This is a genomic window from Shinella sp. NM-101 (assembly GCF_021401195.1).
GTDB lineage: Bacteria > Pseudomonadota > Alphaproteobacteria > Rhizobiales > Rhizobiaceae > Shinella.
This window is the reverse complement of record NZ_JACBFT010000005.1, coordinates 1-21,165: the sequence shown is the minus strand read 5'-3', so window position 1 is coordinate 21,165 and position 21,165 is coordinate 1. Positions and strand designations below refer to the sequence as shown.

Sequence of the window (21,165 nt, the reverse complement as noted above, 5' to 3'; positions counted from 1 at the left end):
GTCAACACGATCGTTCGGGAGGCGGGCGCGGCGCCCGCAAGACACCATGGCACGGCAAGACGTCAACGAACAATTCCTGGCCACGTCCTTCCTCGACGGGGCGAACGCAGCCTATATCGAACAGCTCTACGCCAGCTACGAGGCGGATCCCGCCTCCGTCGGCGAGGAATGGCAGGCCTTCTTCAAGGCCCTCGAGGACCAGCCCTCCGACGTGATCAAGGCGGCCCGGGGCGCCTCGTGGAAGCGCGCGAACTGGCCGATCGCCGCCAACGGCGAACTCGTCTCGGCGCTCGACGGCAACTGGGGCGTGGTCGAGAAGGTTCTCGAAAAGAAGGTGCAGGCGAAGGCCGAGGCCGTCGCCGCGCAGACCGGCACGCCGGTCAACCAGGCCGACGTCAACCAGGCGACCCGCGATTCGGTGCGCGCCATCATGATGATCCGCGCCTACCGCGCCCGCGGCCACCTGCACGCCAAGCTCGACCCGCTCGGCATCGCCGCCCCGGTCGAGGATTATCACGAGCTCTCCCCCTCGAACTACGGTTTCGAGGAGAAGGATCTCGACCGCAAGATCTTCATCGACAACGTGCTCGGCCTCGAATACGCGACCGTTCGCGAGATGGTCGAAATCCTCGAGCGCACCTATTGCTCGACCATCGGCGTCGAGTTCATGCACATCTCCAACCCGGAAGAGAAGGGCTGGATCCAGGAGCGCATCGAAGGCCCGGACAAGGGCGTCGACTTCACCGTCGAAGGCAAGAAGGCGATCCTGCAGAAGCTGATCGAGGCGGAAGGCTTCGAGCAGTTCATCGACGTCAAGTACAAGGGCACCAAGCGCTTCGGCCTCGACGGCGGCGAAGCGCTGATCCCGGCGCTGGAGCAGATCATCAAGCGCGGCGGCCAGATGGGCCTGAAGGAAATCGTGCTCGGCATGGCGCATCGCGGCCGCCTCAATGTCCTCACCAACGTGATGGCCAAGCCCCACCGCGCCGTGTTCCACGAGTTCAAGGGCGGCTCCTACGCGCCTGACGAAGTGGAAGGCTCGGGCGACGTGAAGTACCATCTCGGCGCCTCCTCGGACCGCGAGTTCGACGGCAACAAGGTGCACCTGTCGCTGACCGCCAACCCCTCGCATCTGGAGATCGTCAACCCGGTCGTCATGGGCAAGGCCCGCGCCAAGCAGGACCAGATGGCGACCGTCTTCGAGGGCGACATCATTCCGCTGCGCGAGCGCGCCAAGGTCATGCCGCTCTTGCTGCACGGCGATGCGGCTTTCGCAGGCCAGGGCGTGGTTGCCGAAATCCTCGGCCTTTCGGGCCTGCGCGGCCACCGCGTCGCCGGCACGGTGCATGTCATCATCAACAACCAGATCGGCTTCACCACGAACCCGGCCTTCTCGCGCTCCTCGCCCTATCCGTCGGATGTGGCGAAGATGATCGAGGCGCCGATCTTCCATGTGAACGGCGACGACCCGGAAGCGGTGGTCTATGCCGCGAAGGTCGCGACCGAATTCCGCATGAAGTTCCACAAGCCGGTTGTGCTTGATATCTTCTGCTACCGTCGCTTCGGCCATAACGAGGGCGACGAGCCGGCGTTCACGCAGCCGAAGATGTATAAGGCGATCCGCGCCCACAAGACGGTCGTCAACCTCTACGGCGCGCGCCTGATCGCCGAGGGCGTCATCAGCGAGGGCGAGTTCGAGAAGATGAAGGCCGACTGGCGCGCCAACCTCGAAACCGAATTCGAGATCGGCCAGTCCTACAAGCCGAACAAGGCCGACTGGCTGGACGGCGTGTGGTCGGGCCTGCGCTCGGCCGACAACCAGGACGAACAGCGCCGCGGCAAGACCTCGGTGCCGATGAAGCAGCTGAAAGAGATCGGCCGCAAGATCGCGACGATCCCGGAAGGCTTCCACGCCCACAAGACCATCCAGCGGTTCATGGACAACCGCATGCAGATGGTCGAGACGGGCGAGGGCATCGACTGGGCGATGGGCGAGGCGCTCGCCTTCGGCACGCTCTGCGTCGAGGGTACGAAGATCCGCCTGTCCGGCCAGGACTGCGAACGCGGCACCTTCTCGCAGCGCCATTCGGTTCTCTACGACCAGGAGACCGAGGACCGCTATATCCCGCTCGCCAACCTCTCGCCGACGCAGGCGCGCTACGAGGTCATCAACTCGATGCTCTCGGAAGAGGCGGTGCTCGGCTTCGAATACGGCTACTCGCTGGCCCGCCCGAATGCGCTCACCCTCTGGGAAGCCCAGTTCGGCGACTTCGCCAACGGCGCGCAGGTCATCTTCGACCAGTTCATCTCGTCGGGCGAACGCAAGTGGCTGCGCATGTCGGGCCTCGTGTGCCTCCTGCCGCACGGCTATGAAGGGCAGGGGCCGGAGCACTCCTCCGCCCGCCTCGAACGCTTCCTGCAGCTCTGCGCGGAAGACAACATGCAGGTCGCCAATGTCACGACGCCGGCGAACTACTTCCACATCCTGCGCCGCCAGGTGAAGCGCGACTTCCGCAAGCCGCTGATCATGATGACGCCGAAGTCGCTGCTGCGCCACAAGCGCGCCGTCTCCTCGCTGTCGGAAATGGCGGGCGAAAGCTCGTTCCACCGCCTCTTGTGGGACGACGCCGAAGTGATCAAGGACGGCCCGATCAAGCTCCAGAAGGATGCCAAGATCCGCCGCGTCGTGATGTGCTCGGGCAAGGTCTATTACGACCTTCTGGAAGAGCGCGAGAAGCGGGGCATCGACGATGTCTATCTCCTGCGCCTGGAACAGCTCTATCCGTTCCCGGCCAAGGCGCTGATCAACGAGCTGTCGCGCTTCCGCAACGCCGAGATGGTCTGGTGCCAGGAAGAGCCCAAGAACATGGGTGCCTGGGCCTTCATCGATCCCTATCTGGAATGGGTGCTGGCGCATATCGACGCCAAGTACCAGCGCGTGCGCTATACCGGCCGTCCGGCCGCCGCCTCGCCGGCGACGGGCCTGATGTCCAAGCATCTCGCGCAGCTTGCCGCCTTCCTCGAGGACGCGCTGGGCGGCTAAGCCGCCCGGTTAACCTTTTTGTTTATCGCAATTCCGAACGGAAAACCGCTTCACACTTTTCCTGGAATTGCTAACCACGACAAAGACACGAACGAACGGAACTCAACTCATGGCTACCGAAATCCGCGTCCCGACTTTGGGCGAATCCGTCAGCGAAGCGACCGTCGGCACCTGGTTCAAGAAGGTCGGCGACGCCATCAAGGCCGACGAGCCGCTCTGTGAACTGGAAACCGACAAGGTGACGATCGAAGTGCCGGCCCCGGCCTCGGGCGTCCTGTCGGAAATCACCGCCAATGCCGGCGATACCGTCGAGCCGGGCGGCCTGCTCGGCCAGATCGCCGAGGGTGCTTCCGCGGGTGCGGCGGCTCCCGCTGCCGCCGAGAAGGCCGCTGCGGCCGCTCCCGCTGCCGAGGCCAAGCCCGCTGCCGGCGCGTCCTCCATGCCGCCGGCTCCGGCCGCCGCCAAGCTGCTCGCCGAAAACAACATCGCGGCCGATCAGGTCGACGGTTCCGGCAAGCGCGGCCAGGTGCTGAAGGGCGATGTCATCGCCGCCGTCGCCAAGGGCATCACGGCCTCCGCCGCTGCCGCCGAGCCGGTCAAGGCTGCCGCCCGCCCGGCCTCTTCGGAAGCAGACGCGCCGCGCGAGGAACGCGTGAAGATGACGCGCCTGCGCCAGACCATCGCAAGGCGCCTCAAGGATGCGCAGAACACCGCCGCCATGCTGACCACCTACAACGAGGTGGACATGAAGGCCGTGATGGACCTGCGCAGCCGCTACAAGGACATCTTCGAGAAGAAGCACGGCGTGAAGCTCGGCTTCATGGGCTTCTTCACCAAGGCCGTCACGCACGCGCTGAAGGAACTGCCGGCCGTCAACGCCGAGATCGACGGCAACGACATCATCTACAAGAACTATTGCCATGTCGGCGTCGCCGTCGGCACGGACAAGGGCCTCGTGGTCCCGGTCGTGCGCGATGCCGACCAGATGTCGATCGCCGAGATCGAGAAGGAAATCGGCCGCCTCGGCAAGCTCGCCCGTGACGGCGCGCTGTCGATGGCCGACATGCAGGGCGGCACCTTCACCATCTCCAACGGCGGCGTCTACGGCTCGCTGATGTCCTCGCCGATCCTCAACGCCCCGCAGTCGGGCATCCTCGGCATGCACAAGATCCAGGAGCGCCCGGTCGTCGGCGGCGGCCAGATCGTCATCCGTCCGATGATGTATCTGGCGCTGTCCTACGACCACCGCATGGTCGACGGCAAGGAAGCCGTGACCTTCCTGGTGCGCGTCAAGGAAAGCCTGGAAGACCCGGAACGCCTCGTTCTCGATCTCTGATCGTTCGCGAGACAGAGGCCGCCCCGCAACCGGGGCGGCCTTCGACCGAGCCAGAAGCCAGGAAGCGCAATCGCCATGGACCTGTCCTCCCTTTCCGCATCGCCTTTCCTGCCGATGGTCGGCTGGAGCGCCGTCCTCCTCGCCGTCCATGTCATGCTGCAGGCCTTCACGACGAGCGCGGAGGCCGCAAGGACGCTGGGCGCCTCTTGGAACCCCGGGCCGCGCGACGTGGACTTTACGCCTTCGGGCAAGATCGCCGGCCGCGCCGCGCGGGCATCCGGCAATTTCCGCGAGACCTATCCGGCCTTCGTCGCGCTGGCGCTGGCGCTCGCGCTGAAGGGCGATGCCTCCGGCTGGGGCATCGGCGGCGCCTGGTTGTGGTTTGCCTGCCGTATCGTCTACATTCCGCTCTATCTGGCTGGCGTTCCCTATGTCCGCTCGCTGGCATGGGTCGGCTCGATGCTGGGCCTTGCCGCGATGTTCGTGGCGCTGGTCTCTTGACGGCGGCTTGCGCCTGAAACGGAGCAGATGCGATGCATCCCTATCTCTTCGAACTCGCTTCCCTGATGGCGATCTTCGCCTTCGCCATCGTCTCGCCCGGCGCGGATCTCGCCATGGTCATGCGGCAGTCCATCGTGCAGGGAAGGCGGGCGGCGATCGTCACGTCCTTCGGCATCGGCGCGGCGCTGATGCTGCATGTCACCTATACGATCCTCGGGCTCGGCCTCATCATCTCGCAGTCGATCTACCTCTTCAACATCGTGAAGTGGTGCGGCGTCGCCTATCTCGTCTATATCGGCATCAAGGCGCTGCGCGCCGGCAAGGCCGATCTTTCCGTCGAGGCGATGGGCGGCGAGGAGGACAGGGGCCGTCAGACGGCGCTGCGCGCCTTCGGCCTCGGCTTCCTTGCCAATGCGCTCAATCCCAAGGCCGTCTTCTTCTTCCTGTCGATCTTCTCGACGGTCGTCGGCGCCCATACGCCGATCGCCGTCAAGTTCGGCTACGGCCTCGTCATGGCGACCTGCCTCATCGTCTGGTTCGTCGGCGTCTCGCTGTTCATGACGACGCCGAGGATGCGGGCCGCCTTCTCGCGCATGAGCCAGTGGATCGACCGCACGAGCGGCCTCGTCTTCATCGCGCTCGGCATCAAGCTCGCCACGGAAAAGGCCCACTGAGGAATGCGCGCCGCCCTCGTCCTTGCCGGATTGCTCGCCGCGACCGCCGCCTCTGCGGCGGAATGCCGGCAGGAGCATGCGGTCTATGCGGATCGCGACGGGGGCTATGAGCTGGCCTTCGAACCCGTCGGTTCCGACGCCGCGGTGACCACGCATCATTTCAAGCTGAAGATACTGGCCAGTGATACGGTGCTCGACGGCATCGTCATGCCGGGCGATCCGGCGCGCTCGAACGGCATGGTCATGCACGATTGCCCCGAGGGCGATTCCACGGGCGAGGAGATCGCCGCCTGCACCGTCTGGGAAGGCGTGATCTATGCCCTCGACGGCGGCGATGCCGCGCTCCTGCCGGAAGAGGGCAAGCCGGCGGCCGAAACCCTGCTTCTTTCCGGCTTCGGATCGTCGCTGCGCTATTCGAAACTCTGGGACGAGGGCAAGGCGAGCGCCGTGCCGTGGGACGTCTTCAAGCGGAAGGGATGCAAGGCATGAGCGAGGCGCCCGTTCTTCTCGTCACCGGCGGCAGCCGCGGTATCGGTGCCAGCGTCTGCCGCATGGCGGGCGCGGCCGGCTGGCAGGTCGCGGTGAACTACGTTTCCAATGTCGCGGCGGCCGAGGCGGTGGTGGCGGAGATCCGCGATGCCGGCGGCTCGGCAATCCCCGTTCAGGGCGATGTCGGCAGCGAGCTTGGCCTTGCCAATATCTTCTCGACCATCGACGGCACTTTCGGCCGGCTGGACGGCCTTGTGAACAATGCGGGCATCGTCGCCACGCCGCAGCGCGTCGACGAGATGTCCGCCGAGCGGCTGGAGCGCATGTTCGCCGTCAACGTCATGGGTTCGATCCGCTGCGCGCAGGAAGCCGTGCGCCGCATGTCGACGCGCCATGGCGGAGAGGGCGGTTCCATCGTCAATGTCTCGTCCGTCGCCGCGCAGCTCGGCGGGGCGGGGCAATATGTCGACTACGCCGCCAGCAAGGGCGCCATCGAGAGCTTCACCATCGGCCTTGCCCGCGAAGTCGCGGCGGAGGGCGTCCGGGTCAATCTCGTGCGCCCCGGCATCATCGACACCGATATCCATGCTTCCGGCGGCCTGCCGGACCGGGCGCGCGACATGGCCTCGCTCATCCCGATGCAGCGGCCGGGCACGGCCGACGAGGTCGCCCATTCCATTCTCTATCTTCTCTCCGACGCGGCATCCTATGTGACGGGTGCCGCCCTCAACGTCAGCGGCGGCCGCTAGGCCCCGCGCAGGAAGGACTTGCCATGGCATATGATCTCATCGTTATTGGTTCCGGCCCCGGCGGCTATGTCTGCGCCATCAAGGCGGCCCAGCTCGGCCTGAAGGTCGCGGTCGTCGAGAAGCGCGCGACCTATGGCGGCACGTGTCTCAATATCGGCTGCATCCCCTCCAAGGCGCTGCTGCACGCCTCCGAGACCTACAGCCACGCCGCACACGGCATGGAGGCGCTCGGCATCGAGGGCGTGAAGCCCACGCTGAACCTGTCGAAGATGATGGCGCACAAGGATGCGACCGTGAAGTCGAATGTCGACGGCGTCGCCTTCCTCTTCAAGAAGAACAAGATCGACGGCATCCAGGGCACCGGCAAGGTGCTCGGCGCCGGCAAGGTCTCCGTCACCAGCGACAAGGGCGAGGAGCAGGTCCTGGAGACGAAGAACATCGTGATCGCCACGGGGTCGGACGTCGCGGGCATTCCGGGCGTTCCGGTCGAGATCGACGAGAAGGTCATCGTCTCCTCGACGGGTGGCATCGCGCTCGACAAGGTGCCGGGCCATCTGGTGGTCGTCGGCGGCGGCGTCATCGGCCTGGAGCTCGGCTCGGTCTGGGCCCGTCTCGGCGCCAAGGTCACGGTCGTCGAATATCTCGACGCCATCCTCGGCGGCATGGACGGCGAGGTCTCCAAGCAGTTCCAGCGCATGCTCGCCAAGCAGGGCATGGACTTCAAGCTCGGCGCCAAGGTGACGGGCGTTACGAAGTCCGGTTCGGGCGCCAAGGTGACCTTCGAGCCGGTCAAGGGGGGCGATGCCACCACCATCGACGCCGACGTCGTGCTCATCGCCACCGGCCGCAAGCCCTACACGGAAGGCCTCGGCCTCAAGGAAGCCGGCGTCGCGCTCGATAGCCGCGGCCGCGTCGAGATCGACAAGCACTTCCAGACGAACGTCCCCGGCATCTACGCCATCGGCGATGTCGTGCGCGGCCCGATGCTCGCCCACAAGGCGGAGGACGAGGGCGTCGCCGTCGCCGAGATCCTTGCCGGCCAGGCCGGCCATGTGAACTACGACGTCATTCCGGGCGTCGTCTACACCCAGCCGGAAGTCGCCTCCGTCGGCAAGACGGAAGAGGAGCTGAAGGCCGCCGGCATCGCCTACAAGGTCGGCAAGTTCCCCTTCACCGCCAACGGCCGCGCCCGCGCCATGCTGGCGACGGACGGCTTCGTGAAGGTGCTGGCCGACAAGGAGACGGACCGCGTTCTCGGCGTCCACATCGTCGGCTTCGGCGCCGGCGAGATGATCCACGAGGCGGCCGTCCTCATGGAATTCGGCGGCTCCTCCGAAGACCTCGGCCGCACCTGCCACGCGCACCCGACCATGTCGGAAGCCGTCAAGGAAGCCGCGCTCGCGACCTTCGCCAAGCCGATCCATATGTGATCGCATCAGGCGGCTGCGACAACCGGCCGCCTGTCTTCCCCGCGCGAACCGGCGCAGCATGGAGGGCCGAAAGGAGGCCTCATGTCGCCCGTGTCGAGACCCGTCTCGCTTCCCCATCCGCTTCTTCCCGCCGCCGACTGGGCGGATCGTTTCACGCTGGGCCTTCCCGTCGAGGGCCTGACGGCGCGGGAGGCTGCGCGGCTGGCGCTGGAACATCCGCCGGGCTGGGTGCGAGGGCTGATGACGCTGCGCAATGCGCTGGTGGCGCCCTTCGGGCTCAAGGGGGCGGCGGAAAGGGTGACGACCTCCAGGACGGAGATCGGCGGCTTTCCGGTGGTGAGCGCCAGCGACGACCGGGTCGTGCTCGGCTTCGACGACCGGCATCTCGATTTCCGCATCGTCATCGACGTGCGGCAGGACCGGCCGAGCGGCCAGACCCTGAGCGTGATGACGCTCGTCCACCGCAACAACCTGCTCGGGCGGCTTTACCTCGCGGTTGTCATGCCGTTCCACAAGCTCATCGTGCGCCGGATGCTGTCGAGCATCGGCGAGCGGGTCTGCCGGCGCTGAGGGTCAGTTCGCGGCCGTCACGGTGAAGCCCTGCTTGCGCAAAAGCTCGATCACGCCTTCCGGGCCTGCGAGATGCAGCGCGCCGACGGCCATGAAGACATTGCCTTGCGCCAGGATCGGCGCGGCGCGCGTCGCCATGACGTGGTTGCGGTCGATGATGATGCGCTGCTCGAAATCGGCATTGGCCTTCGCATCCTCGGTCGTCTCGGGCGCGGCGGCGCGCATCATCGGCATGATCATGCCGGTGTCGCCGGCAAGATAGAGCTGGCTCATCGTCTCGATGACGTCCTCCAGCCTGTCGCCGAGGGCGACCGTCTGGACAAGGCCCTGGACCTGCGGCTCGACCGGCAGGGAATCGAGGGCGGAAATCTGTTCTATGAGCGTCTCGAGGCCCTTCAGGGTCTTGCCCTCGGCAATGGCGTCCTTGGCGAGGTGCTGGTCGAGGAAGGCGGCGCCCGCCGTCTTGCGGGCGATCTCGCAGGCCGGCAGCGCGACGAAGCTGGCGATCATCCAAGGCTTCATGCGGCTGACGGCGGCGAGCGACAGGCCACGGCTCTTCAGGCCCTCGGTCAGCTTTGCCGTATCCTCCTTGTCGAGGAAGTCGGTGATGGATCTGCCGTCGGTGAACATGGTGAGGTCGGGGCGGGCCATGATCGTCGCGCCGGCCTTCTTCTCGTCGGCGATCTCGTCGGATTCGACAACGACGGTCGCGGCCGCGGCATAGGCGGCACGGGCGGCTTCCGGCATGGCGAGCACGCGCGGATCCGTCACATGCATGGTGCCGAGCAGCCAGGAGGGTGGCTTGCCGTCCTTCTCGATCTTCCAGAAGATGCCCTTGCCGTTCGGCAGGGCATCGGCCTCGGCGCGCAGCTTCGCATAGCCGGCGGGGTCGTCCTTCTCGTACTGCACGAGCAGATTTTCGCCGCCGCAGGCCGGGGGCTCCTGCGCATGCGCGGGGGAAAGCGCGGCCAGGACCAGGAGGAAGGAGAGGGCGAAGAGGACGTTGATCGCGGCCAGAAACCGGAGGCCGGCATCGGCGAGCCGATCGGCGAGCGCCAGGCGGCTCTTGTGAAGAAGGACTGTCATGGCCGAACTCCCTGCATGTCGGGCAGACCCTAGCCTTCGTCCTCCTCATAATCTCTTAACGGATCAGGCGCGGGGATGGGCGCGGTCGTAGATTTCGAGAAGGCGCGCCGAATCGACGCCGGTATAGACCTGCGTGGTGGAAAGGCTGGCGTGGCCGAGCAGTTCCTGGATGGTGCGCAGATCCCCGCCGCCGGCCAGCAGATGCGTGGCGAAGGAGTGGCGCAGCGCATGGGGCGTCGCGCTGTCCGGCAGGCCGAGCGCACCGCGCAGCTTCTGCATCTCGCGCTGGATGATGGCGGGCTGCAGCGGTCCGCCGCGCGCGCCGCGGAAGAGCGGCCCGTCGTCCGGGAGGGGGAAGGGGCAGAGCTTGATATAGTCCTCGACGCCCGTGCGGGCCGGCGCGATGAGCGGCACGATGCGCATCTTGCCGCCCTTGCCGGCGATGCGGAGCGACGTGGGGCTGCCCGAGAAATCGGCCGGGGTCAGCGACAGGGCCTCGGAGATGCGCAGGCCGCAGCCATAGAGGAGGGCAAGGACCGCGGCGTTGCGCACGCGGATCCAGGGTTCCTCGGCCAGTTGCTCACGGGCATCGACGACGGCGATGGCCTGCCGGTCCGAAAGCGGCTTGGGCAGGGACTTGGGCTGCTTCGGCGAGCGCACGGCGGCAGCGCCGGCCGCATTGGCAAGCCCCTTGCGTTCGAGGTGGCGCAGGAAGGAGCGCAGGCCCGCAAGGCCGCGGCCGAGGGTGCGGGCACCCGCGCCGTCGCGGCGGCGGGCGGCGAGGAAGCCGCGCAGGTCCGCCGGGCGCAGGGCCCCGATGTCCTTGAGGCGGGCAGGAGCGGCGAGATGGCCGGTGAGGAAGGCGAGGAACTGGCGCGTGTCGCGCTCGTAGGCTTCCAGCGTGTTACCGGAAAGCCGGCGCTCCTCGGCAAGCGCGGCAAGCCAGCCCTGCCGCTCGGCCATGAGCGCCGGATCGGCGATGATGAGAAGTTCTGTCATGTCCTGCCTCCGGCGTTCGGGACAGGATGGGCGATCCATGGCTAAGGAATTGCTAACGTTTGGCGCCGGGGCTGGGCAAGAGGTGCCGCCTTCCTCTAGACACGGTGGCTTGTATAGAGAGAGTTTCCGTTTCGAATCCGGGTAAGCGCATGCTGCTTCGTTCCATGTCCGCCGAAAACTACCGGTCGCTCCGCTCGATCCGCATGGATCTCGGGCGGGTGAACCTGTTCGTCGGCGAGAACGGGGCCGGCAAGTCCAACCTCTACCGTTCCCTGCAACTGGTGCAGGCGGCGGTGCGCGGCACCTTCGCGCACGAGATCGCGGCGGAGGGCGGCATGGCCTCGGCGCTGTGGACGGGCAGGCGGCGGGCGAACGAGCCGGTGCGCATCCGCCTGGAGACGGAACTGCTCGACGAGGACCGGGCGATCACCTTCCGCTACCGGGTCGAGGCGGGGTTGCGCCCGCCGAAGGCGGCGGCCGGCTTCGCCTTCGAGCCGCAGGTCAAGGCCGAGGAGCTTTCCATCGAGACCGGACGCCGGCCGGTGACGGTGATGAAGCGCGCCGGGCCGGGGATCATGGTCCGGGACGAGACCGGGCGCATGGTCGAGCATCCCGAGCAGGCCTTGACGTCGGAAACGGCCGTCGCGCTGCTCGGCGATGCCGGGCACTATCCCGAGATCGGCACATTCCGCCGGGCCGTCTCGCAATGGCGTTTCTTCCATGGTTTCCGCTCGGATCGCGATTCGGCCTTGCGCCAGCCCTGCCTCGCCGTCACCGCACCGCTGCTCGACGAGGACGGCGCCAACATGGCGGCGGTCTTCGCGACGCTCGCCTGGACACGGCAGGATACCATCGATCTCGACCGGGCCGTCGGGGATGCCTTCGGCGGGGCGAAGCTTTCCGTGCCGGAACCGGAGGCGTTCGCCTCCTACGGCCTCACCTTTCCGCAGTTTCCGCAGCGTGTTTTCCAGCCGCGCGAGCTTTCCGACGGGCAGATCCGCTTCCTCGCGCTTGCCGCCGCGCTGCTTTCCTACCGCACGCCACCGCTGATCGCGCTCAACGAGCCGGAGGCGAGCCTCCACCCGGACATGCTGCCGCCGCTCGCTGAAATGATCGCGCGTGCCGCCGGGGATAGCCAGCTCTGGATCGTCACCCATTCCGAGCGGTTGGCACAGGAGGTGGAGGCACGCTGCGGCGTCAGGGCGAAGCGCGTCGTGCGCCATGACGGGGCGACCTGGATCGACGGCATGCGGCTCACCGGCGAAATGGCCGAGGACGACGAATGAGCCGGTCGGCGATCTTTGCGGTTTTCTTCGCAGGGCGGCGGGGGCATCTTCGCGGGCGATGAGCAGCGATTCGACCAACCTTTTCGGGGAGAAACTCTTTCCGCGTACCGTGCCCGTGATGGTGCCGGTGCCGACGCCTGCGCCCTATTCCTACACGGTGCCCGAAGGCATGGCGGTCGAGCCGGGCTCGATCGTGCAGGTGCCGCTCGGCCCGCGGCTGGTGCCGGGTGTCGTCTGGGACGGCGGCGACGAGGGCAGGGTCGATCCGAAGAAGCTGCGCCCCATCGAGAAGGTCTTCGACTGCCCGCCGCTTTCGAAGGAGATGCGCGATTTCCTCGACTGGGTCTCCGCCTATACCGTCACGCCGCCGGGCCTCGTCGCCCGCATGGCGCTGCGCGCGCCGGCCGCCTTCGATCCCGAACCGATGATCGAGGGCCTGCGCTTCACCGGCCACCGGCCGGAGCGGCTGACGAGCGCGCGCGAGCGCGTATTGGAAATGGTCGAGGACGGCATACCCTGGACCCGGTCGGGCCTTGCCCATGCCTCCGGCACCTCGACGAGCGTCGTCGACGGGCTGGTGAAGCAGGGCAGTTTCGAGACCGTCTTCCTGCCGCCCCCGCCGGTGGTGGCCGCGCCCGATCCCGATTATGTCGCCCCGCGGCTCGAAGGGCCGCAGACGGAGAGCGCGGCCGATCTGGTCGAGAGCGTCCGCAAGGGCGTCTTCTCGGTTTCGCTTATCGACGGCATTACCGGTTCGGGCAAGACGGAAGTGTATTTCGAGGCCATCGCCGAGACGCTGCGGCGCGGCCGACAGGTGCTGATCCTGCTGCCGGAGATCGCGCTGACGGCGAGTTTCCTGGAGCGCTTCCAGGATCGTTTCGGCGCGAAGCCCGCCGAGTGGCATTCCGATCTCGCCCCGCGCATCCGCGAAAAGGTCTGGCGGCAGGTGACGACGGGGGACGTGCGGGTGGTGGCCGGCGCGCGCTCGGCGCTGTTCCTGCCCTTCGAAAATCTCGGCCTCGTCATCGTCGACGAGGAGCACGACCCGGCCTACAAGCAGGAAGACCGCGTCTTCTACAATGCCCGCGACATGGCGGTGGTGCGGGCGCGCATCGGCGATTTCCCGGCCGTGCTCGTCTCCGCGACGCCCTCGGTCGAAAGCCGGGTCAACAGCGAGGTCGGGCGCTACCGCAAGCTGCACCTGCCGACGCGCTACGGCGATGCGGCGCTGCCGGACCTGCATCTCATCGACATGCGGCGCCATCCGCCGGCGCGCGGCGGCTTTCTTTCGCCGATCCTCCTGCGCGGCATTGCCCGCACCATCGAGAAGGAGGAGCAGGCGCTGCTCTTCCTCAACCGGCGCGGCTATGCGCCGTTGACGCTCTGCCGGGTCTGCGGCCATCGCTTCCAATGCCCGCAATGCTCGAGCTGGCTGGTGGAGCACCGGTTCCGCGGGCAGATCCAGTGCCATCACTGCGGCTATGCCGAGCGCACGCCCGAGGCCTGCCCGGAATGCGGCACCTTCGATCATCTCGCGGCCTGCGGTCCGGGCGTCGAGCGCATCGCGGAGGAAGTGGAGCGGCATTTTCCCGAAGCGCGGACCATCGTGCTCTCCTCCGACCTCATGGGCGTCAAGCGCCTGAGGCTGGAGCTGGAGGCGATCGCGCGAGGCGAGGCGGATATCGTCATCGGCACGCAGCTCGTCGCCAAGGGGCACAATTTCCCGCTGATGTCGCTGGTCGGGGTGGTGGACGCCGATCTCGGCCTTTCCAATGGCGATCCGCGCGCGGCGGAGCGGACGTTCCAGCTTCTCTCGCAGGTGACGGGCCGCGCCGGGCGCTCGGGCCTCAAGAGCCACGGCCTCATCCAGACCTACCAGCCGGCCCATCCCGTCATGCAGGCCATCGTCTCGGGCGATGCCGAGGCCTTCTACGACCGGGAGATCGGCGAGCGGGAAAAGGCGCTGCTGCCGCCGTTCGGGCGGCTCGCCTCGGTCATCGTCTCGGCCGACAGCCGCGGCGAGGCGGAAGCGCATGCGCGGGGGCTGCGGCAGGCCGCGCCCCATGTCGACGGCATCTCGATCCTCGGCCCGGCGGAGGCGCCGCTGGCGCTGGTGCGGGGCCGCCATCGCTTCCGCCTTCTCGTCCATGGCCGGCGGGGCAGCGACATGCAGACCTTCCTGCGCACCATGCTGGCGAACGGGCCCAGGGAGCGGGCCTCGCTCCAGGTCCAGCTCGATATCGACCCGCAGAGCTTCCTGTGAGGCGCAAGGTTAACAAAGAGTTGTGCGAACTGGCCCCGCGCGCTTCTGCGTGCCGGACACCTGTGCGATAGAAAAGCTGCGGCAATCGACGGGAGAGGCGCCAGATGGAATTCTACATCCCCACCGAGACGGGTGAACTCCTGGCGTTCCTGGCGGCCATCGTCACCGGGCTTTTCGGCCTCTTCGCGCTCTTCGCCCCCGGCACGGCATTGAAATTCGCCGGGCTCCAGCCGAAGGAGGGCAGCCGCGAGGCCTATGCCTTCGCCCGGTCGGCGGGCGGCTTTCATGCGGGGCTTGCGATCGTGGCGCTAATGATGGCGCAGAGCTGGATCTACATGGCCATTGGCGGGGGCTTTGCGCTGGCCGCCTTCGGCCGCATCCTCTCCCTGATGTCGGACCGGTCCTTCTCGCTGAAGAACCTCCTCGCGCTTCTCGTGCAGGCGGTGCTCGCCGCCCTGCCGCTCGGCTATGCCTTCGGCTTCATCTGAGCGGAAAATCGGCGGCGAACGTTCATAAGCGCGAGAACATAGTGCGCGCAGTCAACTTTTGCCCCGACTGTGGCCGACTTATGGCGCATTCCTGCGTCCGGCGTGTTGCGAGTCCGGGTTTCGTATGCTAGACGAACCGCGAAATTCAGAAAAAGCGGGCGCAAAAGCCTGCGGGAACTGAAGATTACCGCAACGATTTCAGGTGGTTAGGACCGTGGCTTCGCTACTGCCCTGCTTCTTGAATGAAAAGAAGAGAAGCTTGTGCCCGTGGCAGACACATCCCAGCTTGTTTCCGGTGTTGCAGAAAGATACGCGTCCTCGCTTTTCGAACTCGCGCTGGAAGCTGGCTCCGTCGCCGGCGTCGGTGCCGATCTCGACCGTTTCCAGGCCCTGATCGACGAAAGCAACGACCTCAAGCGGCTGATCGTCAGCCCCGTCTTCTCCGCCGAAGATCAGACCAAGGCCATTTCCGCCATTGCCGCAAAGGCCGGCATCACGGGCCTCGTGGCGAACTTCCTCAAGGTGGTTGCGTCAAATCGCCGCCTCTTCGCCGTTCCCGGCATGATCAAGGCATACCGCGTCATCGCGGCCCGCGCCCGCGGCGAAATCACGGCCGACGTCACCTCGGCCCATGCGCTGACCGCAGCGCAGGAAAACGAATTGAAGGCGGCGCTGAAAGGCGTCACCGGCAAAGACGTGGCGGTTGCCGTCACCGTGGACCCGTCCATTCTCGGTGGTCTGATCGTCAAGGTGGGATCGCGCCAGATCGACACGTCCCTTCGCACCAAACTCTCTACTCTTAAGCTTGCACTGAAAGAGGTCGGCTGATGGATATCCGCGCCGCGGAAATTTCCGCAATTCTCAAAGATCAGATCAAAAACTTCGGCAAAGAGGCGGAAGTCTCGGAAGTCGGCCAGGTGCTCTCCGTCGGTGACGGCATCGCCCGCGTCTACGGCCTCGACAATGTCCAGGCCGGTGAAATGGTGGAGTTCCCCGGCGGCATCCGCGGCATGGCGCTGAACCTGGAAAGCGACAATGTCGGCGTCGTTATCTTCGGTTCGGACCGTGACATCAAGGAAGGCGACACCGTCAAGCGGACCGGCGCCATCGTTGACGTTCCGGTCGGTCCGGAACTGCTCGGCCGCGTCGTCGACGCGCTCGGCAACCCGATCGACGGCAAGGGCCCGATCAACGCCACCAGGCGCGCCCGCGTCGACGTCAAGGCCCCCGGCATCATCCCGCGCAAGTCGGTTCATGAGCCGATGTCGACCGGCCTCAAGGCCATCGACGCCCTCATCCCGGTCGGCCGCGGCCAGCGCGAGCTCGTCATCGGCGACCGCCAGACCGGCAAGACCGCCATCATCCTGGACACGATCCTGAACCAGAAGGCGATCCACGACAACGGCCCTGACGGCGACAAGCTGTACTGCGTCTACGTCGCCATCGGCCAGAAGCGTTCGACCGTCGCTCAGTTCGTGAAGGTCCTCGAAGAGCGCGGCGCTCTCCCGTACTCGATCATCGTTGCCGCAACGGCTTCCGACCCGGCGCCGATGCAGTATCTCGCACCGTTCGCCGGCTGCGCGATGGGCGAATATTTCCGTGACAACGGCCAGCACGCCCTCATCGGCTACGACGACCTTTCCAAGCAGGCCGTCTCCTACCGCCAGATGTCGCTGCTGCTGCGCCGCCCGCCGGGCCGCGAAGCCTATCCGGGCGACGTCTTCTACCTGCACTCCCGCCTTCTCGAGCGCGCTGCAAAGCTCAACGACGAGATGGGCGCCGGTTCGCTGACGGCCCTGCCGGTCATCGAAACCCAGGGCAACGACGTTTCGGCCTTCATCCCGACCAACGTGATCTCGATCACCGACGGCCAGATCTTCCTTGAAACGGACCTGTTCTACCAGGGTATCCGCCCGGCCGTTAACGTCGGCCTGTCGGTTTCCCGCGTGGGTTCGTCCGCACAGATCAAGGCGATGAAGCAGGTCGCCGGCTCGATCAAGGGCGAGCTTGCCCAGTATCGCGAAATGGCAGCCTTCGCCCAGTTCGGCTCGGACCTCGACGCCGCGACGCAGCGCCTGCTCAACCGCGGTGCACGCCTGACCGAACTCCTGAAGCAGCCGCAGTTCTCGCCGCTGAAGACGGAAGAGCAGGTCGTGGTGATCTTCGCCGGCGTCAACGGCTACCTCGACAAGATCGCCGTTGCCCAGGTCGGCAAGTTCGAGCAGGGCCTGCTCGGCTACATGCGTTCCGAGGGCAAGGCTATCCTCGATACGATCCGCACCGACAAGGCCATCAGCGACGACACGAAGGGCAAGCTCAAGGCTGCTCTCGACGCCTTCGCCAAGACCTTCGGCTGAGCCGACGGTTCAAGCCCTGCGCGCTGACAGGCGCGCAGGCGCCCCGAACTTTGGATTTGACGCATGATCCGACCCGGGAGCATCTCGGGGGATCGTGTTACAGGACGGAAAACGGATGCCTTCACTTAAGGATCTGAAAAACCGGATCGCCTCCGTCAAGGCGACGCAGAAGATCACCAAGGCGATGAAGATGGTCGCCGCGGCGAAGCTTCGGCGTGCCCAGGAAGCGGCCGAGGCCGCCCGGCCCTATTCGCAGCGCATGAGCGCCGTTCTCGCCAACATTGCCCAGGCTGTCGGCCAGGACGATTCGGCGCCGCGCCTGATGACCGGCACGGGCAAGGACCAGGTTCACCTGCTCGTCGTCTGCACGGCCGAACGCGGCCTGTGCGGCGGCTTCAACTCGCAGATCGCGCGTCTGGCGCGTGACCATGTCCGCAAGCTTCTGGCGAGCGGCAAGACGGTCAAGATCATCTGCGTGGGCAAGAAGGGCTTCGATATCCTGCGCCGCGAATTCGCTTCGCTGATCATCGACCGCGTCGACCTGCGCGAAGTCAAGCGCATCGGCTTCTCCAATGCCGACGAGATCGGCCGCAAGGTCATCGGTCTCTTCGAGCAGGGCGAATTCGACGTCTGCACGCTGTTCTATTCCGAGTTCAAGTCGGTCATCGCGCAGATCCCGACCGCGCTCCAGCTCATCCCGGCCTCCGCTCCCGCGGTCGCTGCCGAGACGACCGGCGCAACGGCGATCTACGACTACGAGCCGGACGCCAGCGCGATCCTCGGCGACCTCATCCCGCGCAACATTTCGGTTCAGATCTTCCGGGCGCTGCTCGAGAACGTCGCCGGCGAAATGGGCGCCAAGATGAGCGCCATGGACAACGCGACCCGCAATGCCGGTGAGATGATCAACAAGCTGACGCTCAACTACAACCGTCAGCGCCAGGCTCAGATCACCAAGGAACTCATCGAAATCATCTCGGGCGCCGAAGCGCTCTAAGGACCAGGACAAAGAGGGTAAGAGATATGGCTAAGGCAGCTACCCCGAAGGACACCGCAGCGGCGAAGAAGCCGGCTGCGAGCAAGACGGTAACGGCGACGGCTCCGGCCGCAGCGGTAACCAAGGCTCCGGCCGCTGCCGCCAAGGCAAAGGCACCGGCCGCGAAGACCGCTGCGACCAAGGCGGCGGCTCCGGTCGCAGCCGTCGCGACCGGTCGCGTTACCCAGGTTATCGGCGCCGTCGTCGACGTCGCCTTCGACGGCGACCTGCCGCTTATCCTGAACGCGCTGGAAACCGACAACAACGGCAACCGCCTCGTTCTCGAAGTCGCCCAGCACCTCGGCGAGAACACCGTCCGCACGATCGCCATGGACTCGACCGAAGGTCTCGTCCGCGGCCAGCCGGTCGCCGACACGGGCGCCCCGATCTCCGTTCCGGTCGGCGACGAGACCCTCGGCCGCATCATGAACGTCATCGGCGAGCCGGTCGACGAAGCCGGCCCGCTCGTCACCAAGGCTAAGCGCGCCATCCACCAGGACGCTCCGGCCTATGTCGAGCAGTCCACCGAAGCGCAGATCCTCGTCACCGGCATCAAGGTCGTCGACCTTCTCGCGCCCTATGCGAAGGGCGGCAAGATCGGCCTCTTCGGCGGCGCAGGCGTCGGCAAGACCGTTCTCATCATGGAACTGATCAACAACGTCGCCAAGGCGCACGGTGGTTACTCGGTGTTCGCAGGCGTGGGTGAGCGTACCCGCGAAGGCAACGACCTTTACCACGAAATGATCGAATCGGGCGTGAACAAGCTCGGCGGCGGCGAAGGCTCCAAGGCCGCCCTCGTCTATGGCCAGATGAACGAACCGCCAGGCGCCCGCGCCCGCGTCGCCCTGACGGGCCTGACCATCGCAGAAGACTTCCGCGACAAGGGCCAGGACGTTCTGTTCTTCGTCGACAACATCTTCCGCTTCACGCAGGCAGGCTCGGAAGTGTCGGCCCTGCTCGGCCGTATCCCGTCGGCCGTGGGCTACCAGCCGACGCTCGCCACCGACATGGGCCAGATGCAGGAACGCATCACCACCACGACCAAGGGCTCGATCACCTCGGTCCAGGCCATCTACGTTCCCGCCGACGACTTGACCGACCCCGCGCCGGCAACCTCGTTCGCCCACCTCGACGCCACGACCGTTCTGTCGCGCTCGATCGCCGAAAAGGGCATCTACCCGGCCGTCGACCCGCTCGACTCGACCTCGCGCATGCTTGACCCGATGGTTGTCGGCGAAGAGCACTACGAAGTCGCCCGCAAGGTCCAGACGACCCTGCAGCGCTACAAGGCCCTGCAGGACATCATCGCCATCCTCGGCATGGACGAACTGTCGGAAGACGACAAGCTGGCCGTTGCCCGCGCCCGCAAGATCGAGCGCTTCCTGTCCCAGCCGTTCTTCGTGGCCGAAGTCTTCACCGGTTCGCCGGGCAAGCTCGTCGCCCTCGAAGACACGATCAAGGGCTTCAAGGGCCTCGTCAACGGCGAGTACGACCACCTTCCGGAAGCCGCCTTCTACATGGTCGGCTCCATGGAAGAAGCCGTCGAGAAGGCCAAGAAGCTGGCTGCCGAAGCCGCTTGACGATTGTCGGGCGCCCGCAGCGGGCGCCCTTCTCTTCCCGGCCGTATGAAATCAGAAGAAGTGAATGGTCATGGCTGACAGTTTCAACTTTGAACTCGTTTCCCCCGAGCGCCTGCTGGTTTCCGGCAACGTCAGCGAAGTCGTCATCCCGGCGACCGAGGGCGAGATGACCGTCATGGCCAACCATGCGCCGACCATGACGACGATCAAGCCGGGCATCGTCACCGTGAAGACGGCGGACGGCAAGAAGGACCGCTACGTGGTCTTCGGCGGTTTCGCCGACATCGTCCCGACCGGCTGCACGCTGCTCGCCGAATCGGCCGTCCATGTCGACGACTTCAACAGCGAGGACATCACGCGCCGCATCGAGACTGCCCGCAAGGAACTCGACCATGCGAAGTCGGACGACCAGAAATACGGCATCGAGACCTATCTGGCGGAACTGACGACGCTGCAGGGCATCGTCATGCCGGCCTGATACCGGGCACGCCGACCGCGACAACGAACCCGCCTCCGGCGGGTTTTTTGTTGCCCGCCCCCGCGCCCGGCCGACAACATCCTCTTTACCTTACCGGCGAGAATAAGCCCGGTTCTCGCGGCAACCGCGCGGCGATTTCCTGTTTCTTTACGGGACGGATCGAGATTGTGCCGATATGTGCCGGACGCCATGAGGGCGGGCTTGATACAGGATGGAATGGATGAGCATGAAGATCGTACCCGTGATCATGGCCGGCGGCAAAGGCACGCGACTTTGGCCGCTGTCGCGCGCCTCGGCGCCCAAGCAGTTCCTGGAGTTCCTCGGCGAGACGACGCTCTTCCAGAAGTCGCTGGCGCGCGTTGCCGACAAGGCGCTCTACGCCCCGCCCGTCGTCGTCACCAACAACGACTTCCGCTTCCTCGTCGCCGAGCAGGCCCGCGCCGCCGGCGTCGATCTCACCGCCATCCTGCTCGAGCCCGTCGCGCGCAACACCGCCCCGGCCCTTGCCGCCGCCGCGACCCTCGTCGCCCGCCTCCACGGCAACGAGGCGATCATGCAGGTGCTTGCCTCCGACCACGAGATCGACGCCGACGACACCTATCTCGACTGCATCGCCAAGGCCGCGAGCGCCGCCCGCGCCGGCCGCCTCGTCACCTTCGGCATCACCCCGACCGAGCCGGCCACCGGCTACGGCTATATCGAGACCGGCGAGGACCTCGGCAACGGCGCCCATGCGGTGCGCCGCTTCGTCGAGAAGCCCGACCGCGAGACCGCCGCCGCCATGCTGGAGACCGGCGGCT

Annotated in this window: 19 protein-coding genes; 17 read left to right on the top strand and 2 right to left on the bottom strand. The window is 66.3% G+C overall.

From position 1 onward, the window contains the following. The first annotated feature begins 46 nt into the window (after positions 1–46). The 8 genes from L0976_RS11505 to L0976_RS11470 all read left to right on the top strand — a co-directional run bounded on the left by L0976_RS11505 (position 47) and on the right by L0976_RS11470 (position 8,792). Positions 47–3,043: a 2-oxoglutarate dehydrogenase E1 component gene (locus L0976_RS11505; RefSeq protein ID WP_234187410.1), complete on the top strand. Its 2,997-nt coding sequence runs from the start codon at positions 47–49 to the stop codon at positions 3,041–3,043. Between the two features lie 109 nt (positions 3,044–3,152). Then, on the top strand, positions 3,153–4,379 hold the full coding sequence (gene odhB, locus L0976_RS11500) for a 2-oxoglutarate dehydrogenase complex dihydrolipoyllysine-residue succinyltransferase (protein ID WP_234187409.1): 1,227 nt from the start codon (positions 3,153–3,155) through the stop codon (positions 4,377–4,379). A 75-nt stretch (positions 4,380–4,454) separates the two neighbouring features. Further along, the gene (locus tag L0976_RS11495; RefSeq protein ID WP_234187408.1) at positions 4,455–4,880 is read left to right on the top strand and encodes an MAPEG family protein; all 426 of its coding nucleotides are present in this window, start codon (positions 4,455–4,457) and stop codon (positions 4,878–4,880) included. 32 nt (positions 4,881–4,912) lie between these two features. Further along, entirely contained in the window at positions 4,913–5,554 is a 642-nt protein-coding gene (locus L0976_RS11490; RefSeq protein ID WP_234187407.1) for a LysE family translocator, read from the top strand. Between the two features lie 3 nt (positions 5,555–5,557). Next, the gene (locus L0976_RS11485; protein ID WP_234187406.1) at positions 5,558–6,043 is read left to right on the top strand and encodes a hypothetical protein; all 486 of its coding nucleotides are present in this window, start codon (positions 5,558–5,560) and stop codon (positions 6,041–6,043) included. Next, positions 6,040–6,792: an SDR family oxidoreductase gene (locus L0976_RS11480; protein WP_234187405.1), complete on the top strand. Its 753-nt coding sequence runs from the start codon at positions 6,040–6,042 to the stop codon at positions 6,790–6,792. The genes L0976_RS11485 and L0976_RS11480 overlap by 4 nt, the downstream gene beginning before the upstream one ends. A 23-nt stretch (positions 6,793–6,815) precedes the next feature. Beyond that, positions 6,816–8,222 (top strand): dihydrolipoyl dehydrogenase, encoded by a 1,407-nt coding sequence (gene lpdA, locus L0976_RS11475; RefSeq protein ID WP_234187404.1) that lies wholly within the window; start codon positions 6,816–6,818, stop codon positions 8,220–8,222. Positions 8,223–8,303: 81 nt separating this feature from the next. Beyond that, positions 8,304–8,792 carry a DUF2867 domain-containing protein gene (locus tag L0976_RS11470; RefSeq protein WP_234187403.1) on the top strand — a complete coding sequence of 163 codons (489 nt, stop codon included), beginning with the start codon at positions 8,304–8,306 and terminating at the stop codon, positions 8,790–8,792. Between the two features lie 3 nt (positions 8,793–8,795). Here L0976_RS11470 and L0976_RS11465 read toward each other — a convergent pair whose 3' ends face one another. Both L0976_RS11465 and L0976_RS11460 read right to left on the bottom strand, forming a co-directional pair. Beyond that, positions 8,796–9,878, bottom strand: coding sequence for a TraB/GumN family protein (locus L0976_RS11465; protein WP_234187402.1), 1,083 nt, complete (start codon positions 9,876–9,878; stop codon positions 8,796–8,798). 63 nt (positions 9,879–9,941) lie between these two features. Then, on the bottom strand, positions 9,942–10,877 hold the full coding sequence (locus L0976_RS11460) for a tyrosine recombinase XerC (protein WP_203316706.1): 936 nt from the start codon (positions 10,875–10,877) through the stop codon (positions 9,942–9,944). Between the two features lie 149 nt (positions 10,878–11,026). Between L0976_RS11460 and L0976_RS11455 the strand changes: the two genes are divergently transcribed. The 9 genes from L0976_RS11455 to L0976_RS11415 all read left to right on the top strand — a co-directional run. Further along, positions 11,027–12,163 carry an AAA family ATPase gene (locus L0976_RS11455; RefSeq protein ID WP_234187401.1) on the top strand — a complete coding sequence of 379 codons (1,137 nt, stop codon included), beginning with the start codon at positions 11,027–11,029 and terminating at the stop codon, positions 12,161–12,163. Between the two features lie 58 nt (positions 12,164–12,221). Then, complete coding sequence (locus tag L0976_RS11450; RefSeq protein WP_234187400.1) at positions 12,222–14,426, top strand: primosomal protein N'; 2,205 nt, start codon at positions 12,222–12,224, stop codon at positions 14,424–14,426. 104 nt (positions 14,427–14,530) lie between these two features. Beyond that, positions 14,531–14,914, top strand: coding sequence for a DUF4345 domain-containing protein (locus L0976_RS11445; protein ID WP_234187399.1), 384 nt, complete (start codon positions 14,531–14,533; stop codon positions 14,912–14,914). Positions 14,915–15,175: 261 nt separating this feature from the next. Next, complete coding sequence (locus tag L0976_RS11440) at positions 15,176–15,742, top strand: F0F1 ATP synthase subunit delta (protein WP_203316702.1); 567 nt, start codon at positions 15,176–15,178, stop codon at positions 15,740–15,742. Continuing rightward, complete coding sequence (gene atpA, locus L0976_RS11435) at positions 15,742–17,271, top strand: F0F1 ATP synthase subunit alpha (protein WP_203316701.1); 1,530 nt, start codon at positions 15,742–15,744, stop codon at positions 17,269–17,271. Before L0976_RS11440 ends, atpA begins: the two co-directional genes overlap by 1 nt. Positions 17,272–17,386: 115 nt before the next feature. Further along, entirely contained in the window at positions 17,387–18,268 is an 882-nt protein-coding gene (locus tag L0976_RS11430) for a F0F1 ATP synthase subunit gamma (RefSeq protein WP_234187398.1), read from the top strand. A gap of 26 nt (positions 18,269–18,294) precedes the next feature. Continuing rightward, entirely contained in the window at positions 18,295–19,887 is a 1,593-nt protein-coding gene (atpD, locus tag L0976_RS11425; protein WP_234187397.1) for a F0F1 ATP synthase subunit beta, read from the top strand. Positions 19,888–19,957: 70 nt separating this feature from the next. Beyond that, entirely contained in the window at positions 19,958–20,365 is a 408-nt protein-coding gene (locus tag L0976_RS11420; RefSeq protein ID WP_234187396.1) for a F0F1 ATP synthase subunit epsilon, read from the top strand. A gap of 220 nt (positions 20,366–20,585) precedes the next feature. Beyond that, positions 20,586–21,165 (top strand): sugar phosphate nucleotidyltransferase (locus L0976_RS11415; protein ID WP_234187395.1); only part of this gene is annotated, 580 nt, incomplete at its 3' end.

Excerpts from the sequence above, each read along its gene's own strand:
- L0976_RS11445 (WP_234187399.1), top strand. The coding sequence starts at position 14,531 with ATGGAATTCTACATCCCCACCGAGACGGGTGAACTCCTGGCGTTCCTG.
- L0976_RS11480 (WP_234187405.1), top strand. The coding sequence starts at position 6,040 with ATGAGCGAGGCGCCCGTTCTTCTCGTCACCGGCGGCAGCCGCGGTATC.
- L0976_RS11470 (WP_234187403.1), top strand. The coding sequence starts at position 8,304 with ATGTCGCCCGTGTCGAGACCCGTCTCGCTTCCCCATCCGCTTCTTCCC.
- L0976_RS11420 (WP_234187396.1), top strand. The coding sequence starts at position 19,958 with ATGGCTGACAGTTTCAACTTTGAACTCGTTTCCCCCGAGCGCCTGCTG.
- L0976_RS11465 (WP_234187402.1), bottom strand. The coding sequence starts at position 9,878 with ATGACAGTCCTTCTTCACAAGAGCCGCCTGGCGCTCGCCGATCGGCTC.
- atpD (WP_234187397.1), top strand. The coding sequence starts at position 18,295 with ATGGCTAAGGCAGCTACCCCGAAGGACACCGCAGCGGCGAAGAAGCCG.
- L0976_RS11490 (WP_234187407.1), top strand. The coding sequence starts at position 4,913 with ATGCATCCCTATCTCTTCGAACTCGCTTCCCTGATGGCGATCTTCGCC.
- L0976_RS11450 (WP_234187400.1), top strand. The coding sequence starts at position 12,222 with ATGAGCAGCGATTCGACCAACCTTTTCGGGGAGAAACTCTTTCCGCGT.
- L0976_RS11455 (WP_234187401.1), top strand. The coding sequence starts at position 11,027 with ATGCTGCTTCGTTCCATGTCCGCCGAAAACTACCGGTCGCTCCGCTCG.
- L0976_RS11505 (WP_234187410.1), top strand. The coding sequence starts at position 47 with ATGGCACGGCAAGACGTCAACGAACAATTCCTGGCCACGTCCTTCCTC.
- L0976_RS11495 (WP_234187408.1), top strand. The coding sequence starts at position 4,455 with ATGGACCTGTCCTCCCTTTCCGCATCGCCTTTCCTGCCGATGGTCGGC.
- L0976_RS11460 (WP_203316706.1), bottom strand. The coding sequence starts at position 10,877 with ATGACAGAACTTCTCATCATCGCCGATCCGGCGCTCATGGCCGAGCGG.
- L0976_RS11485 (WP_234187406.1), top strand. The coding sequence starts at position 5,558 with ATGCGCGCCGCCCTCGTCCTTGCCGGATTGCTCGCCGCGACCGCCGCC.
- atpA (WP_203316701.1), top strand. The coding sequence starts at position 15,742 with ATGGATATCCGCGCCGCGGAAATTTCCGCAATTCTCAAAGATCAGATC.
- lpdA (WP_234187404.1), top strand. The coding sequence starts at position 6,816 with ATGGCATATGATCTCATCGTTATTGGTTCCGGCCCCGGCGGCTATGTC.
- L0976_RS11430 (WP_234187398.1), top strand. The coding sequence starts at position 17,387 with ATGCCTTCACTTAAGGATCTGAAAAACCGGATCGCCTCCGTCAAGGCG.
- odhB (WP_234187409.1), top strand. The coding sequence starts at position 3,153 with ATGGCTACCGAAATCCGCGTCCCGACTTTGGGCGAATCCGTCAGCGAA.